We start from the raw sequence: 20,211 nt of genomic DNA on the forward strand, positions 1-20,211 counted from the left end.
GTCTTATCACTCTCCCGTAAAAGACCCTCACGGGCTATTTACGGGAGTAGCAATAATGTTTCATGTTAACCTAATTCTAACCTTAAATAAATATTATGAAAAAACCTCTTAATTCGATGGCAAATATAACTGAAAGAATTGTCCTTTATGTGCACTATTTGATAGAATAAGTGGATTTTTTGTTAAATTCTCATTTAGCTGAAACCTTAAATGGTAAAAATTAGTTTTATAATTGCATTATTTCTTCATTTGTGTGCAAAAAAAGCTATGATTAATTTATTTGTTTGTATCTTTGCAAACTAATTTAACAATAAAGAAGGTATGAGTTACAATTTGTTGAAAGGAAAAAGAGGTATTATTTTTGGTGCATTGAACGAACAGTCTATCGCATGGAAAGTTGCTGAAAAGGCTGTAGAAGAAGGTGCGTCCATTACATTGTCCAATACTCCGGTAGCTGTCCGCATGGGAGAAGTTTCTGCTTTAGCTGAGAAACTGAATTGTGAGGTAATTCCAGCAGATGCAACTAGCGTTGAAGATTTGGAGAATGTTTTCAAACGTTCGATGGAAATATTAGGTGGAAAAATAGATTTCGTTCTTCATTCTATCGGTATGTCTCCTAACGTTCGTAAGAAACGTACTTATGATGACCTCGATTATGATATGTTGAGCAAGACTTTGGATATATCTGCCGTTTCGTTCCACAAAATGATTCAAGCTGCTAAAAAGCTGGATGCTATTGCAGAGTATGGTTCAATTCTGGCATTGAGTTATGTTGCTGCGCAACGTACATTCTATGGATATAATGATATGGCGGATGCAAAAGCATTGCTTGAATCTATCGCGCGCAGTTTTGGTTACATTTATGGTCGTGAACATCATGTGCGTGTGAATACCATATCTCAGTCGCCGACTATGACTACTGCCGGCTCAGGTGTGAAAGGTATGGATAAACTGTTTGATTTTGCTAACCGTATGTCACCATTAGGCAATGCTTCGGCAGACGAATGTGCAGATTACTGTATTGTAATGTTCTCTGACCTGACTCGCAAAGTGACTATGCAGAATTTATATCACGATGGAGGCTTCTCCAGTGTAGGTATGAGTTTGCGTGCCATGGCAACTTATGAAAAAGGTTTGGACGAATATAAAGACGAAAACGGAAATATCATTTACGGATAAGAAATAGATGATACGCAAAATTATATTCATATTAGTGGGATGTCTTGTTGCTCTTTCCTCCTGTCAATGGGATGGGAAGAGTGGCAATACTGCTGATGTGGATGTAAGAGTTGCCCGTTATGATCGTTTGCAGTATGAGTATGTTACGATGAATAGTTTCTCGGCACTGCAAAAAATGAATACGGACTATCCTCAGGTTACCAAGCTGTTGATAGAAGATGTATTGGCGATAGGTGAGGTGGATGACATGAAGATTAACGACCGGATGTTGGAATATTATTCGGATTCTACCTTATTGACTTTGATGCACGATGCCGAAGAGAAATTTAAGGATCTTAGTTGGGTTGAGGAAAAACTGACTAAAGGTTTCAAACGTTTGAAGAAAGAGGTTCCTGCATTGTTTGTACCTCATTTTTATGCTCAAATAGCTGCGCTGAATCAGTCGGTTGTAGTTGGGGATAGTATTTTGGGCTTTAGTATTGATAAGTATATGGGGGCGGATTATCCTTTATATAAACGCTTCTATTATGACTATCAATGTCGCAGTATGGAGCCTGATCGTATTGTTCCGGATTGTTTTACCTTTTATTTGCTGAGTCAGTATCCTTTGCCATGGCAGCCTGGTCGTACTTTATTAGATATGATTATGCATCGTGGAAAGATAAATTGGATAGTGGCTCATATTTTAGGGTATGAATCTTTTGAGAAAGAGATGGGATATAGTGAGGATGAGGCTGAGTGGTGCAGGAAGAACAAAATAAGTCTGTGGAAGACAATGGTTGAAAATGGTCATTTATATGCTACCGATCCTCTTGTTGTACGTACTTATATACGCAAGGATCCCTTTATTTCTATTATGGGTGAGAAAACTCCTGCAAGCATTGGAGTATGGATGGGGATTTTGCTGATTGATGAATATATGAAAAAGCATCCTGATATGACAATAAAGGATTTGTTGGCTAAAACAGATTATCATCAGATGTTAGCTGAAACAGATTTCAAACCTTGATATTTTGACTGATTAGTAGTATGATGGAAGTTGCTTTGTATCTATTGCCTGTCACATTGGGCGAAACTCCTGTGGAAAATGTGTTACCTGTGTATAATAAAGAGGTCATTCTCGGCATCAAACATTTTATTGTAGAAGATGTACGCTCGGCACGTCGCTTTTTGAAAAAGGTAGATCGTGGGATTGACATAGATGCATTGACTTTTTATCCATTGAACAAACATACTTCTCCTGAAGATATTTCCGGTTATCTGAAACCTTTGTTAGCCGGACAGTCCATGGGAGTTATTTCTGAAGCCGGTTGTCCGGCTGTTGCCGATCCTGGAGCGGATGTGGTTGCTATTGCTCAGCGTAAGAATCTTAAAGTGGTGCCTTTGGTAGGACCTTCCTCTATTATTATGTCTGTTATGGGGTCGGGTTTTAATGGACAAAGTTTTGCTTTTCATGGTTATTTGCCTATTGAGTCTGGTGAGCGTGCAAAACGTATTAAGGTATTGGAGCAGCGTGTTTATGCAGAAGATCAGACGCAGCTTTTTATTGAAACTCCTTATCGTAATAATAAGATGGTGGAAGATATTCTTAAGAATTGCCGTCCGCAAACCAAACTTTGTATTGCTGCCAATATTACGTGTGAAGGAGAATATATCAAGACTAAGACAATAAAGGAGTGGCAGGGGAAATTGCCGGACTTATCGAAGATTCCCTGCATATTCTTGATTTATAAGTAGTGCGATAACAGATATTCATTTAAATTCCTCCCACATTTGTGCCACTATGTTCAGATGATCTACTTCTTCTTTTAGAAAAGAACTATATTGGGCAGAATTCATTTCTATTTCTTCGGGAGTAACAAATTTCCCTCCAGTAAAATGTATCTGTTCTTCGTCATTTAAAGGAAGAATATATAGCATGATGGTTTTTTTTACTCCATTGGTTTCTTTTACCAAATGTTTCAGACTGAAGCGTGGCTCCGGTTGTCCGGTAATATGGTTGCTATATTTATTTTCTACTTCTTTGGCATATTTATCCGTATCTGTCTTGCAGGCATAAATGTAGTCTTCCATAGGTATGTCCAGCTTGCCGGGTTCTTCACCTTGATAACTGCGGGGGGCAACATAAATCTTTCCATTGCAAATAGGGGCGATACGTAAGAAAGGCATTTTTTTATAAGTTAAACTGATTGTTTTCACAAAAGCATGATTGACAATAATGCAAATGACATATATCAAAGGAGGGATGATGTGGGTCATAGCGTAAAGGGTATTATAAGAAAGTGGACTGAAAAATAAATAAATTATACAGGAAGCAAACAAGTGAATGCCGGATAAAACAGCTATAACCTGTGTGGCCCAACAGTTCAGAATAGATATCTTATAATGAAAGTAGGAGAATAGTTTTGCATAAAAATTGGGGACCATGAGGTAGAGTAGTGAAAAACAGAGTATCAGTATTTCTAACGTAATGGGAACTGTTCGGTCCGGAATAAGCATATCTCCGCTTATACCTTTTATGATGGATGCAATGATTAATGCCAAAGTTCCATGTAGTAATACTAGGTTTGGCTGATAAACAGGAGGTTTGACAAGTCTGTATAGGATATAAATAATGCTAGCCAAACTACAGACATACAAAACAGCTGCATCTTGAAAGAAAATGCAGAAAATCATACATACGATGGTTGGAATTAACCCTGTAGACATGATTAAATTCTTGTATTCCAGTAACGATTTCATTCTCTCTATCTCTATTTATATCTTTATAACAAAAAAGATATAAAGTTGGTTTACTCGTTACCCTTTAAATTTTATATGTTTTTCTGCATGATAGGAGGAACGTACCAAAGGTGCGCTTTCCACTTCTCGGAATCCTTTCTTTAATCCAATTGTTCTATACTGTTTGAATTGATCGGGGGTAATATATTCCGCTACCGGATAATGGCGGTGGGTGGGTTGTAGATATTGGCCAATAGTAAGTATTTTGCAACCTTGTGCCAATAAATCGTCCATGACTTCTTCCACTTCTTCCGGCCGTTCTCCCAAACCTACCATAATACCGGATTTAGCTGTAATACCATTATTGGCTATTTGTTTGATGACCTTTAAACTGGTTGCATAGTTGGCTGCACTTCGTACCAAGGGACTGATGCGGCGTACGGTTTCCATATTGTGTGAAATGATGTCTGGTTTGGCGTCAATGACTAGCTGAATCAGTTCGCTTCTTCCTTGAAAATCAGGAATTAAAACTTCGGACGTGGTTTCCGGATTCAATCGTTTGATTTCTGAAATCGTTTTAGCCCAATGGGCAGCACCCAAATCATTTAGATCATCACGGTCTACAGAAGTAATAACGGCATGGGATAATTTCATGAGTTGAATGGACTCTGCTACATGGGTCGGTTCTTCAGGGTCTAACGGAAGAGGTCGTCCGGTCTGTGTGTTGCAAAATTTGCAGGAACGGGTACAAATTTCGCCACCTATCATAAAAGTGGCAGTACCTTTTCCCCAGCATTCTCCCATATTGGGACATCGTCCGCTACTACAAATGGTATGTAGTTTATGAGAATCTACAATATGTTTGGTCTCGGTATATCGAGCGTTTGCCCCTATGTTTATTTTAAGCCAGTCTGGTTTTTTAACATGATTCATGATGATATTAGATTTATAATTCACCACAGATTATACCAATGTAAATTGTTCTCATTCGGTTTTTATGTAAAACTGTATAATCTGTGATGAATGGTTTTTATTTTAAATTATCAATAAAGAAATTAGCTACGCGAGTCAGTAAATGTCTAGTTGTGTTGCCTCCACTGATTCCATGGTTGCGGTTGGTATAGATTTGCATGTCAAATTGCTTGTCGGCCTGTACCAATGCTTCACTATATTCTGCGTTGTTACGTAAGTGTACATTATCATCTGCTGTGCCGTGGATCAGCAACAATTCACCGTTCAGTTTGTTGGCACGGTTAATAGCAGATGCAGCATTGTAACCTTCCATGTTTTCTTTGGGGGTACGCATGAAGCGCTCTGTATATACCGAATCGTAGAAACGCCAGTCTGTAGGAGCTGCAACAGCGACTCCTGCTTTGAATATCGGTGTTCCTTCACTCATGGACATTAATGTATTGTAACCTCCATAGCTCCATCCCCATATACCGATACGGTTACCATCCACGTAAGGTAGTGTACTTAAGTATTTGGCGGCTTCTACTTGATCTTTCGATTCTTTTACTCCTAAGTTCAAGTAGGTACATTTTTCAAAATCAGAACCCCGGCCACCAGTTCCGCGTCCGTCTACACAAGCCATGATGAAACCTTGACCGGCCATATAAGCTTCGAACATGCCGCCATCTCTACGGGCTCCAATTCCCCATTTGTCTGCAACTTCTTGTGAACCCGGTCCACTGTATTGGTGCATGATAACAGGATATTTTTTGTTTGGATTGAAATTTGCGGGTTTCATTATCCAACCATTCAATTCCACACCGTCATTGGTCTTGAAACTAAATAGTTCTTTACTTGGCATATTCAGACGTGAAACTTGGTGTTTCAATTTGTTATTATCTACTAAGGTTGCCAACTCTTTACCATTATTGTCATTAAGGGTAATGACAGGAGGGGTGTTGATATTAGAGAAAGTATTGATGTAATACTTCATATTGTTACTGAAAATAGCTTTATGAGTTCCTTCCTGCTTGGACAGTTTGGTCTTTTTACCTTTGCCATCCACTTTGTAGATAGCGGTGCGTAGCGGACTGCCTTCATTGCTCTCAAAATAGAATGTGTTGGTAGCTTCATCCCATCCCAGGAAATCTTTCACTTCGAAGTTTCCTTTTGTGAGTTGCTTAACCAGGTTTCCTCCGCTAGTGTAAAGATAGAGATGGTTATAACCGTCTTTTTCACTCATCACCACAAAATTTTTTGGATAGAAAACGATGTTGGAGTATGCTTCTTCTTTAATGTATTGGGGAGCTTCATCACGTACCATCAGTTTACACAATGTACTTCGTGGATTGGCAAAATAGAGGTCGAAACGGTTTTGATGACGGTTCAAAGTCATGATTGCCAACGCATTCTCATCATCCGTAAACTTGATGCGAGGGATATAACCGTCTGCGTCTAGAGGCAAGTCCATCTTGCGGGTTACCTTACTTTTTATATCAAAAGTATGAACGGTTACTTTGGAGTTGTCAATTCCTGGCATAGGGTATTTGTATTCATATTCTCCCGGATAAGTGCTGAATTTCTCTAATGCGGGAACCATACCTTTGTATAGTGGAAAAGAATACATAGGTACTTGACTCTCATCAAAACGGATATAGGCAAGCATCTGGCTGTCTGCACTGAAGTCGAAAGCACGGTTGAAACCGAATTCCTCCTCATATACCCAGTCGGGAATACCATTTAGTACTTCGTTGAATTTGCCGTCTTTGGTTACTTGTGATTCACTGTTGCCAAACAATAATTTTACCAGATAGATGTTATTATCACGTACAAAAGCTATCTGATTGCCATCCGGTGAGAATAAAGGAACCTGTTGTGGGCCGTTTTCTGAGAGCGGTTCCATTTTATTGTTTTTTACGTTGAAAATATAATAATTGGCAGTAAACGAACGACGATAAATCGGTTTGGTATCAGTCTGTATTAGAATCAGTTTCTCATCGGGTGACATGATATAGTCATCAAATGACTTGATGCTACAGTCACGGGCCGTATTTACATCGAAGATGGTACCTGTTTCTTTGCCGGTCTTGAAAGAATACTGCATGATTTTTTTGCCATCAGTACTCATTTGGGTGTAATGTTCTCCATCCAACATCGGTTTGATACCTCTGATTCCTTCGGCACGATACGTTCTGTTTGCTACGTCTTGCAAGCTTACTTGTTGGGCTCCGACTGTCAGCAGGCAGAAGAATAAAATAATAAATATGCTTAATTTTCTCATAATAGATAAATTCTTTAAATGATAATCAAAGACAAAGGTAAAACTTTTGTTTGAAAATACGTATCTTTGTCCCGCAAAATAAGTTCATGAACAGAGAGATGCTTTATAACGACTTATCCGGCTTTTTAGCCATGCACTTTCCTTGCAAAGTGCAGAAGATTTCTATTAATGCCGGATTTACTTGTCCTAACCGTGACGGCTCGGTAGGATACGGAGGTTGCACTTATTGTAATAATCAAACATTTAATCCGGCCTATTGCCATACGGGAAAGTCTGTTACTCAGCAGTTGGAAGAAGGAAAGCGGTTCTTTGTACGTAAATACCCGGAAATGAAATATCTGGCCTATTTTCAGGCTTATACCAATACGTATGGGGAACTGGAAGAGTTGAAAAGAAAATACGAAGAGGCGCTGATGGTAGAGGATGTGGTAGGGCTGGTGATAGGGACTCGTCCGGACTGTATGCCGATATCATTACTGGATTATTTGGAAGAGCTTGGTAAACACATTTTTGTATTAGTGGAGTATGGCATTGAAAGTACGGATGATGAAACGTTGCGCAGGATAAACCGGGGACATACTTTTGCCGTTTCTGCAGAGGCTGTTCGGAAGACTGCAGAGAGAGGGATTTTGGTAGGAGGGCATATAATCCTTGGTTTGCCCGGAGAAAAAAGAGAAATGTTAATCGGACAGGCCGGAGTACTTTCACAATTACCTCTGACTACTTTAAAGCTGCATCAGTTACAACTTATTAAAGGTACGCGTATGGCGAGTGAATATGTGAAAGATCCTGAAGCTTTCCATCTTTATACAGCTGATGAATATGTTGATTTAGTCATTGATTATATAGAACATCTTCGTCCGGACATCGTACTGGAGCGTTTTGTTTCCCAATCACCCAAAGAATTGTTGATAGCTCCTGATTGGGGATTGAAAAATTATGAATTTACGAATAAGGTGAAAAAGCGGATGAGAGAAAAAGATGCCTGGCAAGGCAAATACTATAAATATTAAAAGAAGGAAACAGATATGGAAATCAAAGGAAAAGTACATTATGTGGGAGTGAATGACCGTAACAAGGCTTTGTTTGAGAACTTGTGGCCGTTACCTTACGGTGTGTCTTATAACTCTTATTTGATTGACGACGAGATGGTCGCCTTGGTGGATACAGTAGATGTATGCTATTTTGAGGTTTATTTAAAGAAAATTCGTAGTATTATCGGTGATAAACCTATCAATTATTTGATTATAAATCATATGGAACCAGACCATTCCGGTTCTATTAGTTTGATCAAGCAATATTATCCTAACATTGTGATTGTCGGTAATAAGAAGACTTTCGAAATGATTGAAGGATTTTATGGTGTAGGCGGTGAGCGTTATGTAGTGGGTGAAGGAGATTTTTTAGCTTTGGGACACCACAGACTGCGTTTTTCATTGATTCCAATGGTTCACTGGCCCGAAACGATGGTTACTTTTGATGAAACGGAAGGTATTTTGTTTTCCGGTGACGCTTTCGGTTGTTTTGGTGCATTGAATGGTGGTGTGGTTGATACAAATATTAATACAGATATTTATTGGAATGAAATGGTGCGCTATTATTCTAATATTGTAGGCAAATATGGTGCGCCGGTACAGAAGGCCTTACAGAAATTGCAAAACTTGAAAATAACGACTGTTTGTTCTACTCATGGTCCGGTATGGACGGAAGAAATTCCTCGCGTGGTACGTATTTATGACCGTTTGAGTCGTTATGAGGCTGAAGAAGGGGTTGTAATAGCTTATGGCTCGATGTATGGTAATACAGAAGAAGTGGCAGAAGTTATTGCAGAAGAACTGAGCAAGCAGGGAATTCGTAATATCGTGATGCATAATGTTTCTCATACCAGTCATTCTTTTATTATTGCGGATGTATTCAAATATAAAGGACTGATTGTGGGATGCCCCACTTATAATACTCAGATGTATCCGGAAATGGAAGCTCTGCTGAGCAAGCTGGCTTCTCGCGAGATAAAGGGACGTTATCTGGGATATTTTGGCTCATTTACATGGGCTAGCGCTGCTGTGAAGAAAATTGCAGAGTTTAATGATAAGTTGAAATTTGAGCCTGTCGGAAATCCTGTAGAAATGAAACATAGCATGAAGGCCGAAACTAACACTCAGGCAAAGGAGTTGGCTAAGGCTATGGCTGATCGTTTGAAAGCGGATAGAAAATAAATCTTGTGATAGAACATAAATGACGCAAATGACACATGATTGGTAAGATCAAGCTTGTGACAATTGCGTCATTCGTGTTCTAAAAATTTCTGACGTTAGGCTTGATGTACAGTAAGCTGCGGGAATGGGAAGTTAATTCCTTCTTTATTAAAAGTAGTATAAACAGTCTGATTCATACTGAAAAATACGTTCCAATAATCCGAACTATTCACCCATACGCGGATTTTTATATTTACACTGCTGGCAGCAAGTTCTCCTAATTCAATAAAAGGGGGCGGACTGGTAAGAATACGTTTATCATTGGCTATGATTTCGCGCAATACTTTTTCTACTTTATTATAGTCTTCTCCGTAGTCCACGCCAAAATTCCATTCTATACGGCGGGTGTCCAGTTTACTGTAATTTGTAATGACCCCACTACTCATGGCTCCATTAGGTACATATATCATCTTGTTGTCTGCAGTGATAAGAATAGTATGAAAAATCTGTATTTCTTTTACTGTTCCCGAGGCACCGGTAGAAGCTTCGATAAAGTCCCCCACTTTATAAGGCCTGAACAATAAGATAATCAGTCCTCCGGCAAAATTTTGTAAGTTACCAGACAGTGCCATACCGATGGCAACACCGGCAGAAGCGAGAAGTGCGGCGAATCCTGTCAGTTCGATACCTAATTTCCCTATCACAGCAAGAATCAGCATGATGAGCAGTAAGATATTCACCATACTCTTTAGGAATGACTGGATACTCGGGTCCACTTTTCTTTTTTCCAAAATACGTGCAAAAAGTCTGTTCAGCCAATTTATGAGGAACTTTCCGATTATAAAAATAATAAGTGCTCCTAATACTCTTTCTCCTAATTGAATACCGGAGTCGATCAGTTTCTCTAATGCATTGGTTAATTGAATACTTGTTTCAGATGCTAATAACATGATAAATTTACTTTAATTTGACATTTCTAATATATAAAACAATTCAGATTAAAAATCGTTCAGAATACCTTTGCCTTGGCGTACAATTTCTGCTTCTCCGCTTGTACAGTTCACAATGGTAGAAGGTTCTATGTTTCCGATACCTCCGTCAATAATTAGTTCTACCTCTTTCCCGAATTTTTCTTCTATTAGTTCTGGAGTGGTAATATATTCTATGTCTTCACCATCTTTCAGAGGCAACGTGGTGGTCATGATCGGTGCTTTTAGTATATGGCATATTTCTCTGATGATGTTGTTGTCAGGTACGCGTATACCTACTTCTTTACGGTTCTTGAATATTTTGGGCAGACGGTTTCCCGTATTCAGGATAAAAGTAAACGGTCCGGGAAGATTTCGTTTCATTAGCTTGAATGTGCTGTTATCTACTTTGGCATATTCGCTGATATTGCTTAAGTCGTAACAGATAATGGATAAATTGTTTTTACGTGGATCAATGTTTTTCAGTTTGCAGATACGTTCTATTGCACGTTCTTTCAGGCCATGACATCCTATGGCATACATCGTATCGGTAGGGTAAATAATTAACCCGCCCTCTTCCAATATCCGGATTACTTCTTCCAGATCTTTGGGATTATTATTCTTATTATAAAGTCTTAAAAGCATGTTATTTTAATTTTTAGAATTTTTTTCACGCAAGCGTTCCGCAATAGCCCATTGTAGGGCGGCTTCCTCTTCTTTTCCTACTTTCATCAATACGTCTCCGAAATATTCATGGGCCTTTGGATGTTCCGGTTTTAAAGAAACAGCCCGGTCAAAATCTCCCAAAGCTCCTTCTATATTATCTAGTGCTAGTCTGTTTTTTCCTCGATTATAAATAGCTTTGAATAAAGCGGGACTAAGGCGTACTGCTTCATTCAGACAAACTTCGGCTTCGTAATATTCCTTGTCATTATGTAATGTGATACCTTTACGCACCCAAGCGTCCGTATAAGAAGGATTCAATTCAATCGCTTTGTCATAATTGGCAATAGCAGCACGTGAATCATGTGCTTGGATAATACATTCATTTCCCATTAAATAATATTCGCGGGCATATTTTTCAAGATTTTTACGTTGTACATGGAATTGGTCTTTTAGCCGTTTGTTTTCGACCTTCAAATTGTTGATGATTCCCAGTTTCTTACGTATAAATCTTTTAATCAAAGGTTTTTCGATGTCATAACGTGAATGGATGGCAAGAAAGAATTGTTCTAGAAATCTTTCAAAATCACCTTTGTCGAAGTGTTGTACTGCTTCTACATATTGTACATCAGCTTGTGCCTGCTTCAATGCTTTTTCAATGGACTGGCGGTTGTTGAATCGTTGAGAGAACTTTACTATTTCCGGACGGACAAAGATATCTCCACGTGTAATTTGCTTTTTTAGTTGGATGCCGTTTAGTGAAGTACAGCGGCTCAATGCTACGTAGGCTTGTCCACCGGCAAACACCCCTCCTGTAAAATCAATAACGACCCTGCTGAAAGTCAATCCTTGGCTTTTGTGTATAGTGATGGCCCATGCCAAACGGATAGGATATTGTATAAATACTCCTAACTCTTCTTCTTCTATTTTTTTTTCTAGTTCATTGTACCTATATCGTATATTGCGCCAACTGTCTTTTTTAACGTCAAATTCCTGCCCGTCTTCTGTGATAACATATAATGTATCCTCTTCGTCTATACCTGAAATGGTGCCAATCGTACCGTTCACCCAACGGCGGTCGTAATCGTTTTTTATAAAAATAATTTGTGCTCCTGGTTTTACTTCCAGTTCCATTTGGGTGGGAAGGCTGCTTTCTGGAAACTCTCCATGTATCTCACCGGTCAGAATCGTTGATTCTCCAGGCAGTTCAGATAATTTCTTTTCATTGATAAAGTCTACGGTATCTCTCCGGGTAGCAAGTGTGATATACATATCACTTTCATTTTCTTCTATTTGAGTGTTGTAACGGGTGTTTAGTAGTTGTAAGTCAGCTGCTCCGGCAGTATTGGTCCGGATATGATCCAATACATTAACAAAAACTTTGTCCGACTGGCGGTATACTTTTGTCAGTTCTATGGATACCAACTCCATTTCCTGAAAGACTCGTGCCGAAAAGAAATAAGGGGTGGGATAGAAGCGGTTGATTATCTCACGTTCGTCATTTTTAATGACTGGTTCAAGCTGAAAAATATCTCCTACCAGCAAAATTTGTTTGCCTCCGAATGGTTCACGCATATTTTGTGAATATACCCGCAATATTTTGTCTATAAAGTCAATAATGTCTGCCCGAACCATGGAAATTTCATCGATGATCACTAATTCTATTTCTTTTATCAGTTTGCGATGGGCGGAAGTATATCTTAGAAAGCTATGTAACTTTCCATCTTTCAAACTGAATTTAGGATCATCCGGCAAAAGTGGATAGAATGGTAATTTAAAAAAACTATGCAGTGTGCTTCCACCGGCATTGATAGCTGCGATACCTGTGGGAGCCAGTACTATATGTTTCTTTTTGGTTACTTCGCAGACATATTTTAGAAAAGTAGATTTACCTGTACCCGCCTTTCCAGTGAGGAATACTGACTGACGTGTATATTGGATAAGATTCAAGGCATCTTGAAACTCTTTATTATGGGTATCTACTTGCATTTGTCCATACGTTTAAAAATGAATGAACAAAGATAGTGGAAATCCCGTAAAAGGGCATAAAAAAGACGGTTAAATAACCGTCCTTTTTTATAGTCCTACAGGGTGTTGCTCTGTATTGGTTCTAATTTACTTTGTTTCGTTCAACATAACGTAACCCCAAATCATAGGATCAGCGTTAGCGATTTTGTGAAAAATGTTTTTTACCTTTTTCATAATGTTATCCTTTCTTTTTTAATTAATACCTAAAAACACTCATAAATAGCAGGCATACCTCCCGGTTAGCCTTCTTTAAACAATCTTTCTTTTTACCTTAGTAGCTACTAAAAAATATCTTTTTATGTTTTACAACACAAAGATAAAGCTTTTGTTCGTTATAATATGTATTTTGCAGCATATTTTTAATCAATATCCCAATTTTATTGATTTAGGTCAACAAAGTAGGAGCTTCTTGTTGCATTTTGGTGAATATTTTGTTCGTTTCTGCCGTATAACATATAAATCAGTTTGCTTACCTCAAGAAATATTGTTTGATTTGTGATATCATAATAATATCAAAATAAATCATTATGGAAACAAAAGAAATGTCTTACAATGAGCTGGTAATCAATGGATTTATGGCTTTGTTCTTTAACTTGGTTATGTTGCCTGCACTAGTATTCCTGAACTTTTTGATTTTTGGACAACTACCTTGGTTATCTATTCCTGTTTTATTTGTGCTGGTATTGTTGTTTGTGCTGATGCTTCCGGGATATTTTTCTCAAGAACCTAATGAGGCACGTGTGATGGTGTTTTTCGGTGAATATAAAGGCACTTTTAAAAACACAGGCTTCTTTTGGGTAAACCCTTTCATGAACAAGAAAAAGTTGTCTCTTCGCGCCCGTAATCTGGATGTGGAGCCGATAAAGGTGAATGATAAGATTGGTAATCCTATTCTGATAGGGCTGGTTTTGGTTTGGAAATTGAAAGATACCTATAAGGCGATGTTTGAGATTGATGCGCAGACGATGGCGGACAGTAAAGGGACTGGGACGGCAAGTGTTAGCGTGGCAGGGCGTATGAATGCTTTTGAAGATTTTGTACGTGTGCAGAGTGATGCGGCTCTTCGCCAGGTGGCCGGACAGTATGCTTACGATGACAATGAGCATGATACTAATGAACTGACCTTGCGTGGCGGAGGTGAAGAAATTAATGACCAGCTGGAACGTCAGCTTAATGAGCGTCTGGCTATGGCCGGTATGGAAATAGTAGAGGCCAGAATCAATTATTTGGCTTATGCCCCAGAGATTGCAGCGGTGATGCTTCGTCGTCAGCAGGCAAGTGCTATTATTACCGCGCGCGAAAAAATAGTGGAAGGGGCTGTTTCTATGGTTAAGATGGCTTTGGATAAATTAGCCGAGGATGGAATTGTAGAACTGGATGAAGAAAAGAAAGCCGCTATGGTCAGTAATTTGTTGGTAGTGCTTTGTGCGGACGAGCCAGCACAGCCGGTAATTAATTCCGGAACGTTGAATCATTAATGTAGGAAATGGCAAAGAAAGAGATGATAAAAAGCTTTGTGCTCAGAGTGGACGCAGAAACTATGGAAGCTATCGAGAAATGGGCGGCAGATGAATTCCGTTCTACGAATGGACAGCTTCAATGGATTATAGCGGAAGCTTTGCGCAAGAGTGGCAGAATGAAGAAAAAGAAGACAATAATCAAAAAAGAAGAAACAGAATGATACAGTTATTTTGATTGTTTATACTGTTTTGGGTCTGTAAAAAGGGCATCAATATCGATAAAACAAATTATTTTTCTTATTTTCATAGGGTATTTTAATCCTGGGTGATCTTATAAGTAGAAACAGGATTAGTATTTACTTTTTTAATACCTTAATGAATATGAGAGCGCATAAAAAACAATTTATTGAATGGACACTGCTCATTGTTCTTTGGCTGAGTGCCATTCCGGGATGGAGCCAAGAGGAGGTACCGTTTGCTGAAGAGAATACTTATATTATAGTCAGCGGTGTAGTAAAGGACAAACAAAATAGAAGGACTTTAGAGTATGTCAATGTATCTGTTCCGGGCAGCAGTGTGGGGACGGTGACAAATGCGGATGGTGAATTTTCTTTGAAGATAGAAGATGCGGAGATGGTTTTTGCTTTAGAAATTTCACATATCGGTTATCATAACAATAGAGTACGTTTAGATAAAGAACATTTATCGGATTTAAAGATTTACCTTACCCCTCATGCCAATATGTTGAATGAGATTGTGGTTTATGCCCACAACCCTCGTTTTATAGTGGAAGAGGCCATTCGCAAGATTCCTGTCAATTACAGTAATAAAAACAATATGCTTACCGGTTTTTACAGGGAAACTGTTCAGAAAGGGCGTCGTTATATCAATATTTCGGAAGCTATTATTGATGTTTACAAGACTTCTTATGAGGATATGACAACTACTCGAGACCGGGTACAGGTTTTGAAAGGACGTCGGCTGCTTAGTCAGAGAGCCAGTGATACGTTGGGGGTGAAACTGGCTGGCGGTCCTACTTTATCTATCTATGTGGACATTGTGAAAAATCAGGATGCGTTGTTGGATGTGGAAACGTTGAACTATTATGATTTCTTTATGGAAGAACCGGTACAGATAGACAATCGTCAGCAATATGTGATCAGTTTCCGTCCCCGTGTCGTTTTGCCTTATGCCTTGTATTATGGCAAATTGTATATTGATCGTGACAAGTTGTCGTTTACCCGTGCGGAATTTAGCTTGTCTATGGATAATAAAGTCAAGGCGGTACAGGCTATTCTTGCCAAGAAACCTTATGGCTTACGTTTTAAACCACAGGAACTTTCTTTCCTTGTTACCTATAAAGATGTGGATGGGAAAACCTTTCTGAACTATATCCGTAACCGTATTCGGTTTAAGTGTGATTGGAAGCGCAAGCTTTTCTCTACCGGTTATACTGTGCTTTCAGAGATGGTGGCAACGGATAGGGAGGAAAATAATGTGGCGATAATTCCCGGAAAGATGGCTTTTCATCAGAAAGATGCTTTTCATGATAAAGTGGATGAATATTGGAGCGAGGATTTCTGGGGCTCCTATAATATTATTGAACCTACGGAATCATTGGAAAATGCAGTCCATAAGTTAAAGAAACAATCGCGTTAAGGCCTCGGATGAAGCTTGCATGGTTGAAAAGAATTACCAAAAAAGGAGTGGATGCTGAATGATTTGTTAACACTGACCAAAATAAGGGAGGGAGATATAAAGGCGTTTGAAGATGTGTTTCGCCGTTATTATTCCCCTCTCTGTTGGTATGCCATGAGTATCACCGGCAGTATGGAGGCTGCGGAGGAAATCGTAGAGGAGTTGTTTTATGGGTTTTGGAGAGATCGGGAGAGGCTGCCGTTGTTCCGTTCTATGAAAAGCTATCTTTATGTTGCGGTGCGCAATCAGTCTTTTCAATATTGCGAGCATCTGGAGGTGAGAAACAAATATCGGGAGTTTGTTCTCTCGCGGAAGGGGCGGACACAGGATAGCAGTCCTCAAGAAGAGATAGAATACCAGGAATTAAGACATTTGATAGATACTACGCTTGCTCGGATGCCGGAACGAAGGTTGCGCATATTCCGGATGCATCGTATGGAAGGTAAAAAGTATGCGGAAATAGCTTCGCAGCTTTCTTTGTCGGTGAAGACTGTAGAGGCTGAGATGACAAAAGCTCTTAAAGCATTAAAAAAAGAAATTGAGAATTATATTATAAGGACATGAGTGAAACAAAAAGAAAAAAGGAAAGAGTGGATCGGGCATGGAATAAATTGTATGACCGTTTGGATGCTGACGGACTTTTGTTATCAGGCCGGCAGGATAGGAAACGTTTGTCTGCATCCATGTTGTGGAAGTGGGGGGCTGTGGCTGCTATATGGGTCGGAATATGTGTCTTTTTGACTGTTACTTATCGAAAAGTGGGCGAATCGGTAGAAGCCCAGGCTTTAATTATGCAGGAGAACACGGAGCAATCTACTTTGGTGACCACACTCGAGGATGGATCTATTGTCTATATGGGTGGGGAAACCTCTTTGCAATATCCTGAACATTTCTCTATGGACAAGCGTGAGGTTAGTTTGCAGGGAAACGCTCTGTTTGATGTGACCGGTAACCGGGAACGTCCTTTTCTGATTGAAACAGAGGAGGTCAGAATTGAGGTCTTGGGAACGATGTTTCATGTGAAGAGTGATGTAGGGAGTACTTTCGAACTGTCCGTACAGCGTGGCAAGGTCAAAGTGGCATTGAAAAATAAAAATCAAGAGATGTATGTCAATGCAGGTGAAGCGGTGACGCTTAAAACACATCAATTGCGTTTCACTGATTATAGGGACGATACCCGGATAGCTCATTATTGGAAAAGTATGCGTTTCAAAGACGAATCTTTGATGAATATCCTTAGAGTTATTAATATGCATTCTTCCGGTTTGCAGCTTAAGACTTCTCCCTCCTTAGGGGAGCGTCGGCTTACGGTTGCATTTTCCGGGGAAGCTCCGGAGTCTATGGCAGAGCTTATCTGTTTGGCTATGAATTTAAAATATACTCGTGAAGGTGATATAGGTGTTTTATCCGAATAAAGTGGGAAGATGAATCATATTCGTACATATCATTATTATTGGCATATCTTCTTTTTCAGTTTGCTGGTTTGCATGGCAGAATTTACGAAAGCGGCGGATAGAGATGTGTTGGAGCGAGTCATTTATCTTGCTAAGAGTAAGGGTACTGTCTATACTTTACTGGGCAAGGTGTCCGAACAGTCTGGTTTTCTTTTTGTTTATGACAGCAAGGTGGTGGACAATGATCGTATGGTGAAGTTGGAGGCAGGACAGCGCACTATTCGTCAGGCTGTTTACGAAATTATCGGTCGGCAGGATATCAGTCTGCGCATTGTGGAGAATCATATTTTGATCAATCAGTTGCAGGTGCAATGTCCGGTTGTTACCACTTCTAAAGATACTTTGGCCTATTTTACTTTAGAGGGCAAATTGCAGGATAATCAGTCAGGGGCTCCCATTGCTTACGGCACGGTAGGGGTAGTCGGTACTTCTATAGGCAGTATTACCAATCAGGATGGCGAATTCCGTTTACGATTGCCCGATTCGTTGAGACAGGGTCGCATCGGGGTTTCTCATGTGGGGTATGTGGGACAGGAGATGGATATGTCTTTATTAGAGGCTCAACACGCGGTGTGGTCTCTGGAACCTCGGGTGATTCCTATTCAAGAAGTGGTGATTCGTGCTGTCAATCCTATACGGTTGTTGCGTGAGATGTTGAAAGCTAAAAAAACAAATTATGCGTCGGTTCCTGTTTATCTCACTACATTTTATAGGGAAGGGGTTCGGTATAAACAAAAATTTCGTAATCTGACAGAGGCTGTTTTTAAAATCTACAAACCTTCTTCTTTGTTGAATCATTCTCAGGATCATGTAAAACTATTAAAAATGAGTCGCATAGTCGATAGTCAGGAACGGGATACACTGATAGCCAAGATGAGTGCGGGAATTGATGCTTGTTTGCAACTGGATATTGTCAAGAACTTGCCGGATTTTCTGTTGCCTGACGGTAAGGGTAATGTGTATTCTTATGCCTCCTGTGATATGACGGTGATAGACAATCGTTTGGTTAATGTGATTTCCTTTCGGCAAAATAAAGGAATAAAAGAACCTCTTTATTGTGGCGAATTATATATTGATGCTGAAAACAATGCGTTGGTTCAGGCACGTCTTGAAATTAATCCTGCTTATGTGAGGCAAGCTACGGATATGTTTATAGAACGAAAGACACGGAAGTGGAAAATAACCGCGCAAGAGGTGGTTTATACCATTTCTTACAGACAGTGGAATGGCATTTATTACATGAATCATATTCGTGGCGATCTCTATTTTAAAGTGAAACTTAAACGGCAATGGTTCAGTGCTTCTTCCTTGCATACATGGTTTGAAATGGTTACCTGTAAGGTGGATGTAGATAATGTGACCCGTTTCCAGCGTAAAGAACGGATGCCTACACGCACTATATTTTCGGATACACATTTTAAATATGATGCTGACTTTTGGGGAGAGTTTAATGTTATTCCGTGGGAGGAAGAACTGGGTACTGTCATTGAAAAGTTGTCTCCTAAAATAGAACAGATAGAATATTAAAATAAAAGTTGGATACGGAGCATTGTACTTAGCATCTTTTGTCATGATATGTGACATAGAATGTGTTAGCCTGATGTTTGTAAGTTTGTATATTCATCAGTCTTTAGTTTAAAATCGATTCGGCTGTCCGGTCAATATTTTACCCGTGTCAGAAAGCATGCTTTTACACGTATGTCTGCATAGGGCTACACATATTGTATGTGCGGACTTATGCGGATGTATGTGGAATCTCCCATATAACAACTACATTAGGCCTAAAAACAACTATGCAAATCTGATATAGTAATAACAATAGAAGTTGTTAACTAAATCCTAGTACACATCTGTGAAATCATTCACTTCCAAAAGATAACGAGCTTTCTTAAAAGTGTCTTGGTCTTTTTACTGCTGCCGGGGGGGCTATCATATTCCGTGGAGGTATGCACACTTTTTGCGGGAAAAAGGCCCGAGAACGCTCTATTTTACATTAAATTGGAATAGTCTATAAAAAGAAGTATATATAATTGAAAGCAAGCATGTTATACAGAAATATGCTTCAAAACACAGTGAGGGCATGGGTTGTAAGTGAGGGTGATAATTTTTACTCTAACTACATAAGTTGTTTATAATGAGTTTGTTGTACACAAAGTGAGGGCATGAGGGCATAAAGGTCCGAACTTCCTAATGAGAAAGAATGATGCGTCAAGAAGACTTTCGGAAATTGTCCGAAGAATAAAATGATCCTTTAAGAGCTAAAATCCTTCCCTATGATTTTGCAGGTGAGCCGATGTTTATCCAATATTCATTTTAGTCTATCGCGCGCGATATATAATATGGTGTGTACTTTTTGATATTGCAAAATGGATTATCGAAATAAACATTATAGATAATCTGTAAATCAGTTATTTATAAGTATAATCATAAAAAAAATAGAAAAAACAATAGATATATTTGGATAAAGAAATGAAATCAACTACTTTTGCATCCGCTTAGCAAGAGAGGTAAGTTTAAAACTGACAAGATGATTTGAATAACATAGATGAAACAAAAAAGTTTTAAAAAAAGTTCGATTTTTTTTGGTGGTTTAAAATAAACACTTTATCTTTG

At 39.1% G+C, this 20,211-nt stretch carries 17 protein-coding genes; 11 read left to right on the plus strand and 6 right to left on the minus strand.

Annotated elements, in window-relative coordinates:
* Nucleotides 1-321: 321 nt before the first annotated feature.
* From GKD17_RS03610 to GKD17_RS03620, 3 genes are read left to right on the plus strand one after another with little or no spacing between them, the layout of a single operon-like run.
* Nucleotides 322-1,179, plus strand: a complete 858-nt coding sequence (locus GKD17_RS03610) for an enoyl-ACP reductase FabI (RefSeq protein WP_005845903.1) — start codon at nt 322-324, stop codon at nt 1,177-1,179.
* 7 nt (nt 1,180-1,186) lie between these two features.
* Nucleotides 1,187-2,188 (plus strand): gliding motility protein GldB-related protein, encoded by a 1,002-nt coding sequence (locus GKD17_RS03615; protein WP_007836120.1) that lies wholly within the window; start codon nt 1,187-1,189, stop codon nt 2,186-2,188.
* Between the two features lie 23 nt (nt 2,189-2,211).
* Nucleotides 2,212-2,916 (plus strand): SAM-dependent methyltransferase, encoded by a 705-nt coding sequence (locus GKD17_RS03620; protein WP_008656313.1) that lies wholly within the window; start codon nt 2,212-2,214, stop codon nt 2,914-2,916.
* A gap of 15 nt (nt 2,917-2,931) precedes the next feature.
* Here GKD17_RS03620 and GKD17_RS23530 read toward each other — a convergent pair whose 3' ends face one another.
* The 3 genes from GKD17_RS23530 to GKD17_RS03635 form a co-directional block, all read right to left on the minus strand.
* On the minus strand, nt 2,932-3,921 hold the full coding sequence (locus tag GKD17_RS23530) for a hypothetical protein (RefSeq protein ID WP_007836118.1): 990 nt from the start codon (nt 3,919-3,921) through the stop codon (nt 2,932-2,934).
* 57 nt (nt 3,922-3,978) lie between these two features.
* A complete protein-coding gene (lipA, locus tag GKD17_RS03630) occupies nt 3,979-4,833 on the minus strand; it encodes a lipoyl synthase (protein ID WP_007836117.1) in 855 nt (284 codons plus the stop codon).
* A 97-nt stretch (nt 4,834-4,930) separates the two neighbouring features.
* Nucleotides 4,931-7,132 carry a S9 family peptidase gene (locus GKD17_RS03635; RefSeq protein WP_007836116.1) on the minus strand — a complete coding sequence of 734 codons (2,202 nt, stop codon included), beginning with the start codon at nt 7,130-7,132 and terminating at the stop codon, nt 4,931-4,933.
* Between the two features lie 86 nt (nt 7,133-7,218).
* On the opposite strand from GKD17_RS03635, the gene GKD17_RS03640 reads away from it, so the two are divergent.
* Together GKD17_RS03640 and GKD17_RS03645 are read left to right on the plus strand one after the other, a co-directional pair.
* Nucleotides 7,219-8,145 (plus strand): TIGR01212 family radical SAM protein, encoded by a 927-nt coding sequence (locus GKD17_RS03640; protein ID WP_007836114.1) that lies wholly within the window; start codon nt 7,219-7,221, stop codon nt 8,143-8,145.
* A 15-nt stretch (nt 8,146-8,160) separates the two neighbouring features.
* Nucleotides 8,161-9,348 carry an FprA family A-type flavoprotein gene (locus GKD17_RS03645; protein WP_007836106.1) on the plus strand — a complete coding sequence of 396 codons (1,188 nt, stop codon included), beginning with the start codon at nt 8,161-8,163 and terminating at the stop codon, nt 9,346-9,348.
* A gap of 95 nt (nt 9,349-9,443) precedes the next feature.
* Here GKD17_RS03645 and GKD17_RS03650 read toward each other — a convergent pair whose 3' ends face one another.
* Genes GKD17_RS03650 through GKD17_RS03660 form a run of 3 tightly spaced genes read right to left on the minus strand, consistent with a single transcriptional unit; the run spans nt 9,444 to nt 12,947 of the window.
* Nucleotides 9,444-10,277 (minus strand): mechanosensitive ion channel family protein, encoded by an 834-nt coding sequence (locus GKD17_RS03650; protein WP_007836103.1) that lies wholly within the window; start codon nt 10,275-10,277, stop codon nt 9,444-9,446.
* A 48-nt stretch (nt 10,278-10,325) separates the two neighbouring features.
* A complete protein-coding gene (locus tag GKD17_RS03655) occupies nt 10,326-10,940 on the minus strand; it encodes an L-threonylcarbamoyladenylate synthase (protein WP_007836102.1) in 615 nt (204 codons plus the stop codon).
* 6 nt (nt 10,941-10,946) lie between these two features.
* Nucleotides 10,947-12,947 carry an AAA family ATPase gene (locus tag GKD17_RS03660; RefSeq protein ID WP_007836100.1) on the minus strand — a complete coding sequence of 667 codons (2,001 nt, stop codon included), beginning with the start codon at nt 12,945-12,947 and terminating at the stop codon, nt 10,947-10,949.
* 566 nt (nt 12,948-13,513) lie between these two features.
* On the opposite strand from GKD17_RS03660, the gene GKD17_RS03665 reads away from it, so the two are divergent.
* From GKD17_RS03665 to GKD17_RS03690, 6 genes are all read left to right on the plus strand, one after another.
* Nucleotides 13,514-14,464: an SPFH domain-containing protein gene (locus GKD17_RS03665; protein ID WP_007836089.1), complete on the plus strand. Its 951-nt coding sequence runs from the start codon at nt 13,514-13,516 to the stop codon at nt 14,462-14,464.
* An 8-nt stretch (nt 14,465-14,472) separates the two neighbouring features.
* Entirely contained in the window at nt 14,473-14,667 is a 195-nt protein-coding gene (locus tag GKD17_RS03670; protein WP_007836087.1) for a type II toxin-antitoxin system antitoxin, read from the plus strand.
* 160 nt (nt 14,668-14,827) lie between these two features.
* Nucleotides 14,828-16,105 (plus strand): carboxypeptidase-like regulatory domain-containing protein, encoded by a 1,278-nt coding sequence (locus tag GKD17_RS03675; protein WP_032936414.1) that lies wholly within the window; start codon nt 14,828-14,830, stop codon nt 16,103-16,105.
* 51 nt (nt 16,106-16,156) lie between these two features.
* Nucleotides 16,157-16,708, plus strand: coding sequence for an RNA polymerase sigma-70 factor (locus GKD17_RS03680; RefSeq protein WP_007836084.1), 552 nt, complete (start codon nt 16,157-16,159; stop codon nt 16,706-16,708).
* Complete coding sequence (locus tag GKD17_RS03685) at nt 16,705-17,559, plus strand: FecR family protein (protein WP_007836083.1); 855 nt, start codon at nt 16,705-16,707, stop codon at nt 17,557-17,559. The genes GKD17_RS03680 and GKD17_RS03685 overlap by 4 nt, the downstream gene beginning before the upstream one ends.
* 9 nt (nt 17,560-17,568) lie before the next feature.
* Nucleotides 17,569-19,125 (plus strand): carboxypeptidase-like regulatory domain-containing protein, encoded by a 1,557-nt coding sequence (locus tag GKD17_RS03690; protein WP_032936366.1) that lies wholly within the window; start codon nt 17,569-17,571, stop codon nt 19,123-19,125.
* The last annotated feature ends 1,086 nt before the right edge of the window (nt 19,126-20,211 follow it).

The organism is Phocaeicola dorei, from assembly GCF_013009555.1.
GTDB lineage: Bacteria > Bacteroidota > Bacteroidia > Bacteroidales > Bacteroidaceae > Phocaeicola > Phocaeicola dorei.

Bases quoted from the DNA above. Each gene is read 5' to 3' on its own strand.
- GKD17_RS03685 (WP_007836083.1), top strand. From the start codon at position 16,705: ATGAGTGAAACAAAAAGAAAAAAGGAAAGAGTGGATCGGGCATGGAAT.
- GKD17_RS03610 (WP_005845903.1), top strand. From the start codon at position 322: ATGAGTTACAATTTGTTGAAAGGAAAAAGAGGTATTATTTTTGGTGCA.
- GKD17_RS03640 (WP_007836114.1), top strand. From the start codon at position 7,219: ATGAACAGAGAGATGCTTTATAACGACTTATCCGGCTTTTTAGCCATG.
- GKD17_RS03690 (WP_032936366.1), top strand. From the start codon at position 17,569: ATGAATCATATTCGTACATATCATTATTATTGGCATATCTTCTTTTTC.
- GKD17_RS03665 (WP_007836089.1), top strand. From the start codon at position 13,514: ATGGAAACAAAAGAAATGTCTTACAATGAGCTGGTAATCAATGGATTT.
- GKD17_RS23530 (WP_007836118.1), bottom strand. From the start codon at position 3,921: ATGAAATCGTTACTGGAATACAAGAATTTAATCATGTCTACAGGGTTA.
- GKD17_RS03655 (WP_007836102.1), bottom strand. From the start codon at position 10,940: ATGCTTTTAAGACTTTATAATAAGAATAATAATCCCAAAGATCTGGAA.
- GKD17_RS03620 (WP_008656313.1), top strand. From the start codon at position 2,212: ATGGAAGTTGCTTTGTATCTATTGCCTGTCACATTGGGCGAAACTCCT.
- GKD17_RS03670 (WP_007836087.1), top strand. From the start codon at position 14,473: ATGGCAAAGAAAGAGATGATAAAAAGCTTTGTGCTCAGAGTGGACGCA.
- GKD17_RS03645 (WP_007836106.1), top strand. From the start codon at position 8,161: ATGGAAATCAAAGGAAAAGTACATTATGTGGGAGTGAATGACCGTAAC.
- GKD17_RS03615 (WP_007836120.1), top strand. From the start codon at position 1,187: ATGATACGCAAAATTATATTCATATTAGTGGGATGTCTTGTTGCTCTT.
- lipA (WP_007836117.1), bottom strand. From the start codon at position 4,833: ATGAATCATGTTAAAAAACCAGACTGGCTTAAAATAAACATAGGGGCA.
- GKD17_RS03675 (WP_032936414.1), top strand. From the start codon at position 14,828: ATGAGAGCGCATAAAAAACAATTTATTGAATGGACACTGCTCATTGTT.
- GKD17_RS03660 (WP_007836100.1), bottom strand. From the start codon at position 12,947: ATGCAAGTAGATACCCATAATAAAGAGTTTCAAGATGCCTTGAATCTT.
- GKD17_RS03680 (WP_007836084.1), top strand. From the start codon at position 16,157: ATGCTGAATGATTTGTTAACACTGACCAAAATAAGGGAGGGAGATATA.
- GKD17_RS03650 (WP_007836103.1), bottom strand. From the start codon at position 10,277: ATGTTATTAGCATCTGAAACAAGTATTCAATTAACCAATGCATTAGAG.
- GKD17_RS03635 (WP_007836116.1), bottom strand. From the start codon at position 7,132: ATGAGAAAATTAAGCATATTTATTATTTTATTCTTCTGCCTGCTGACA.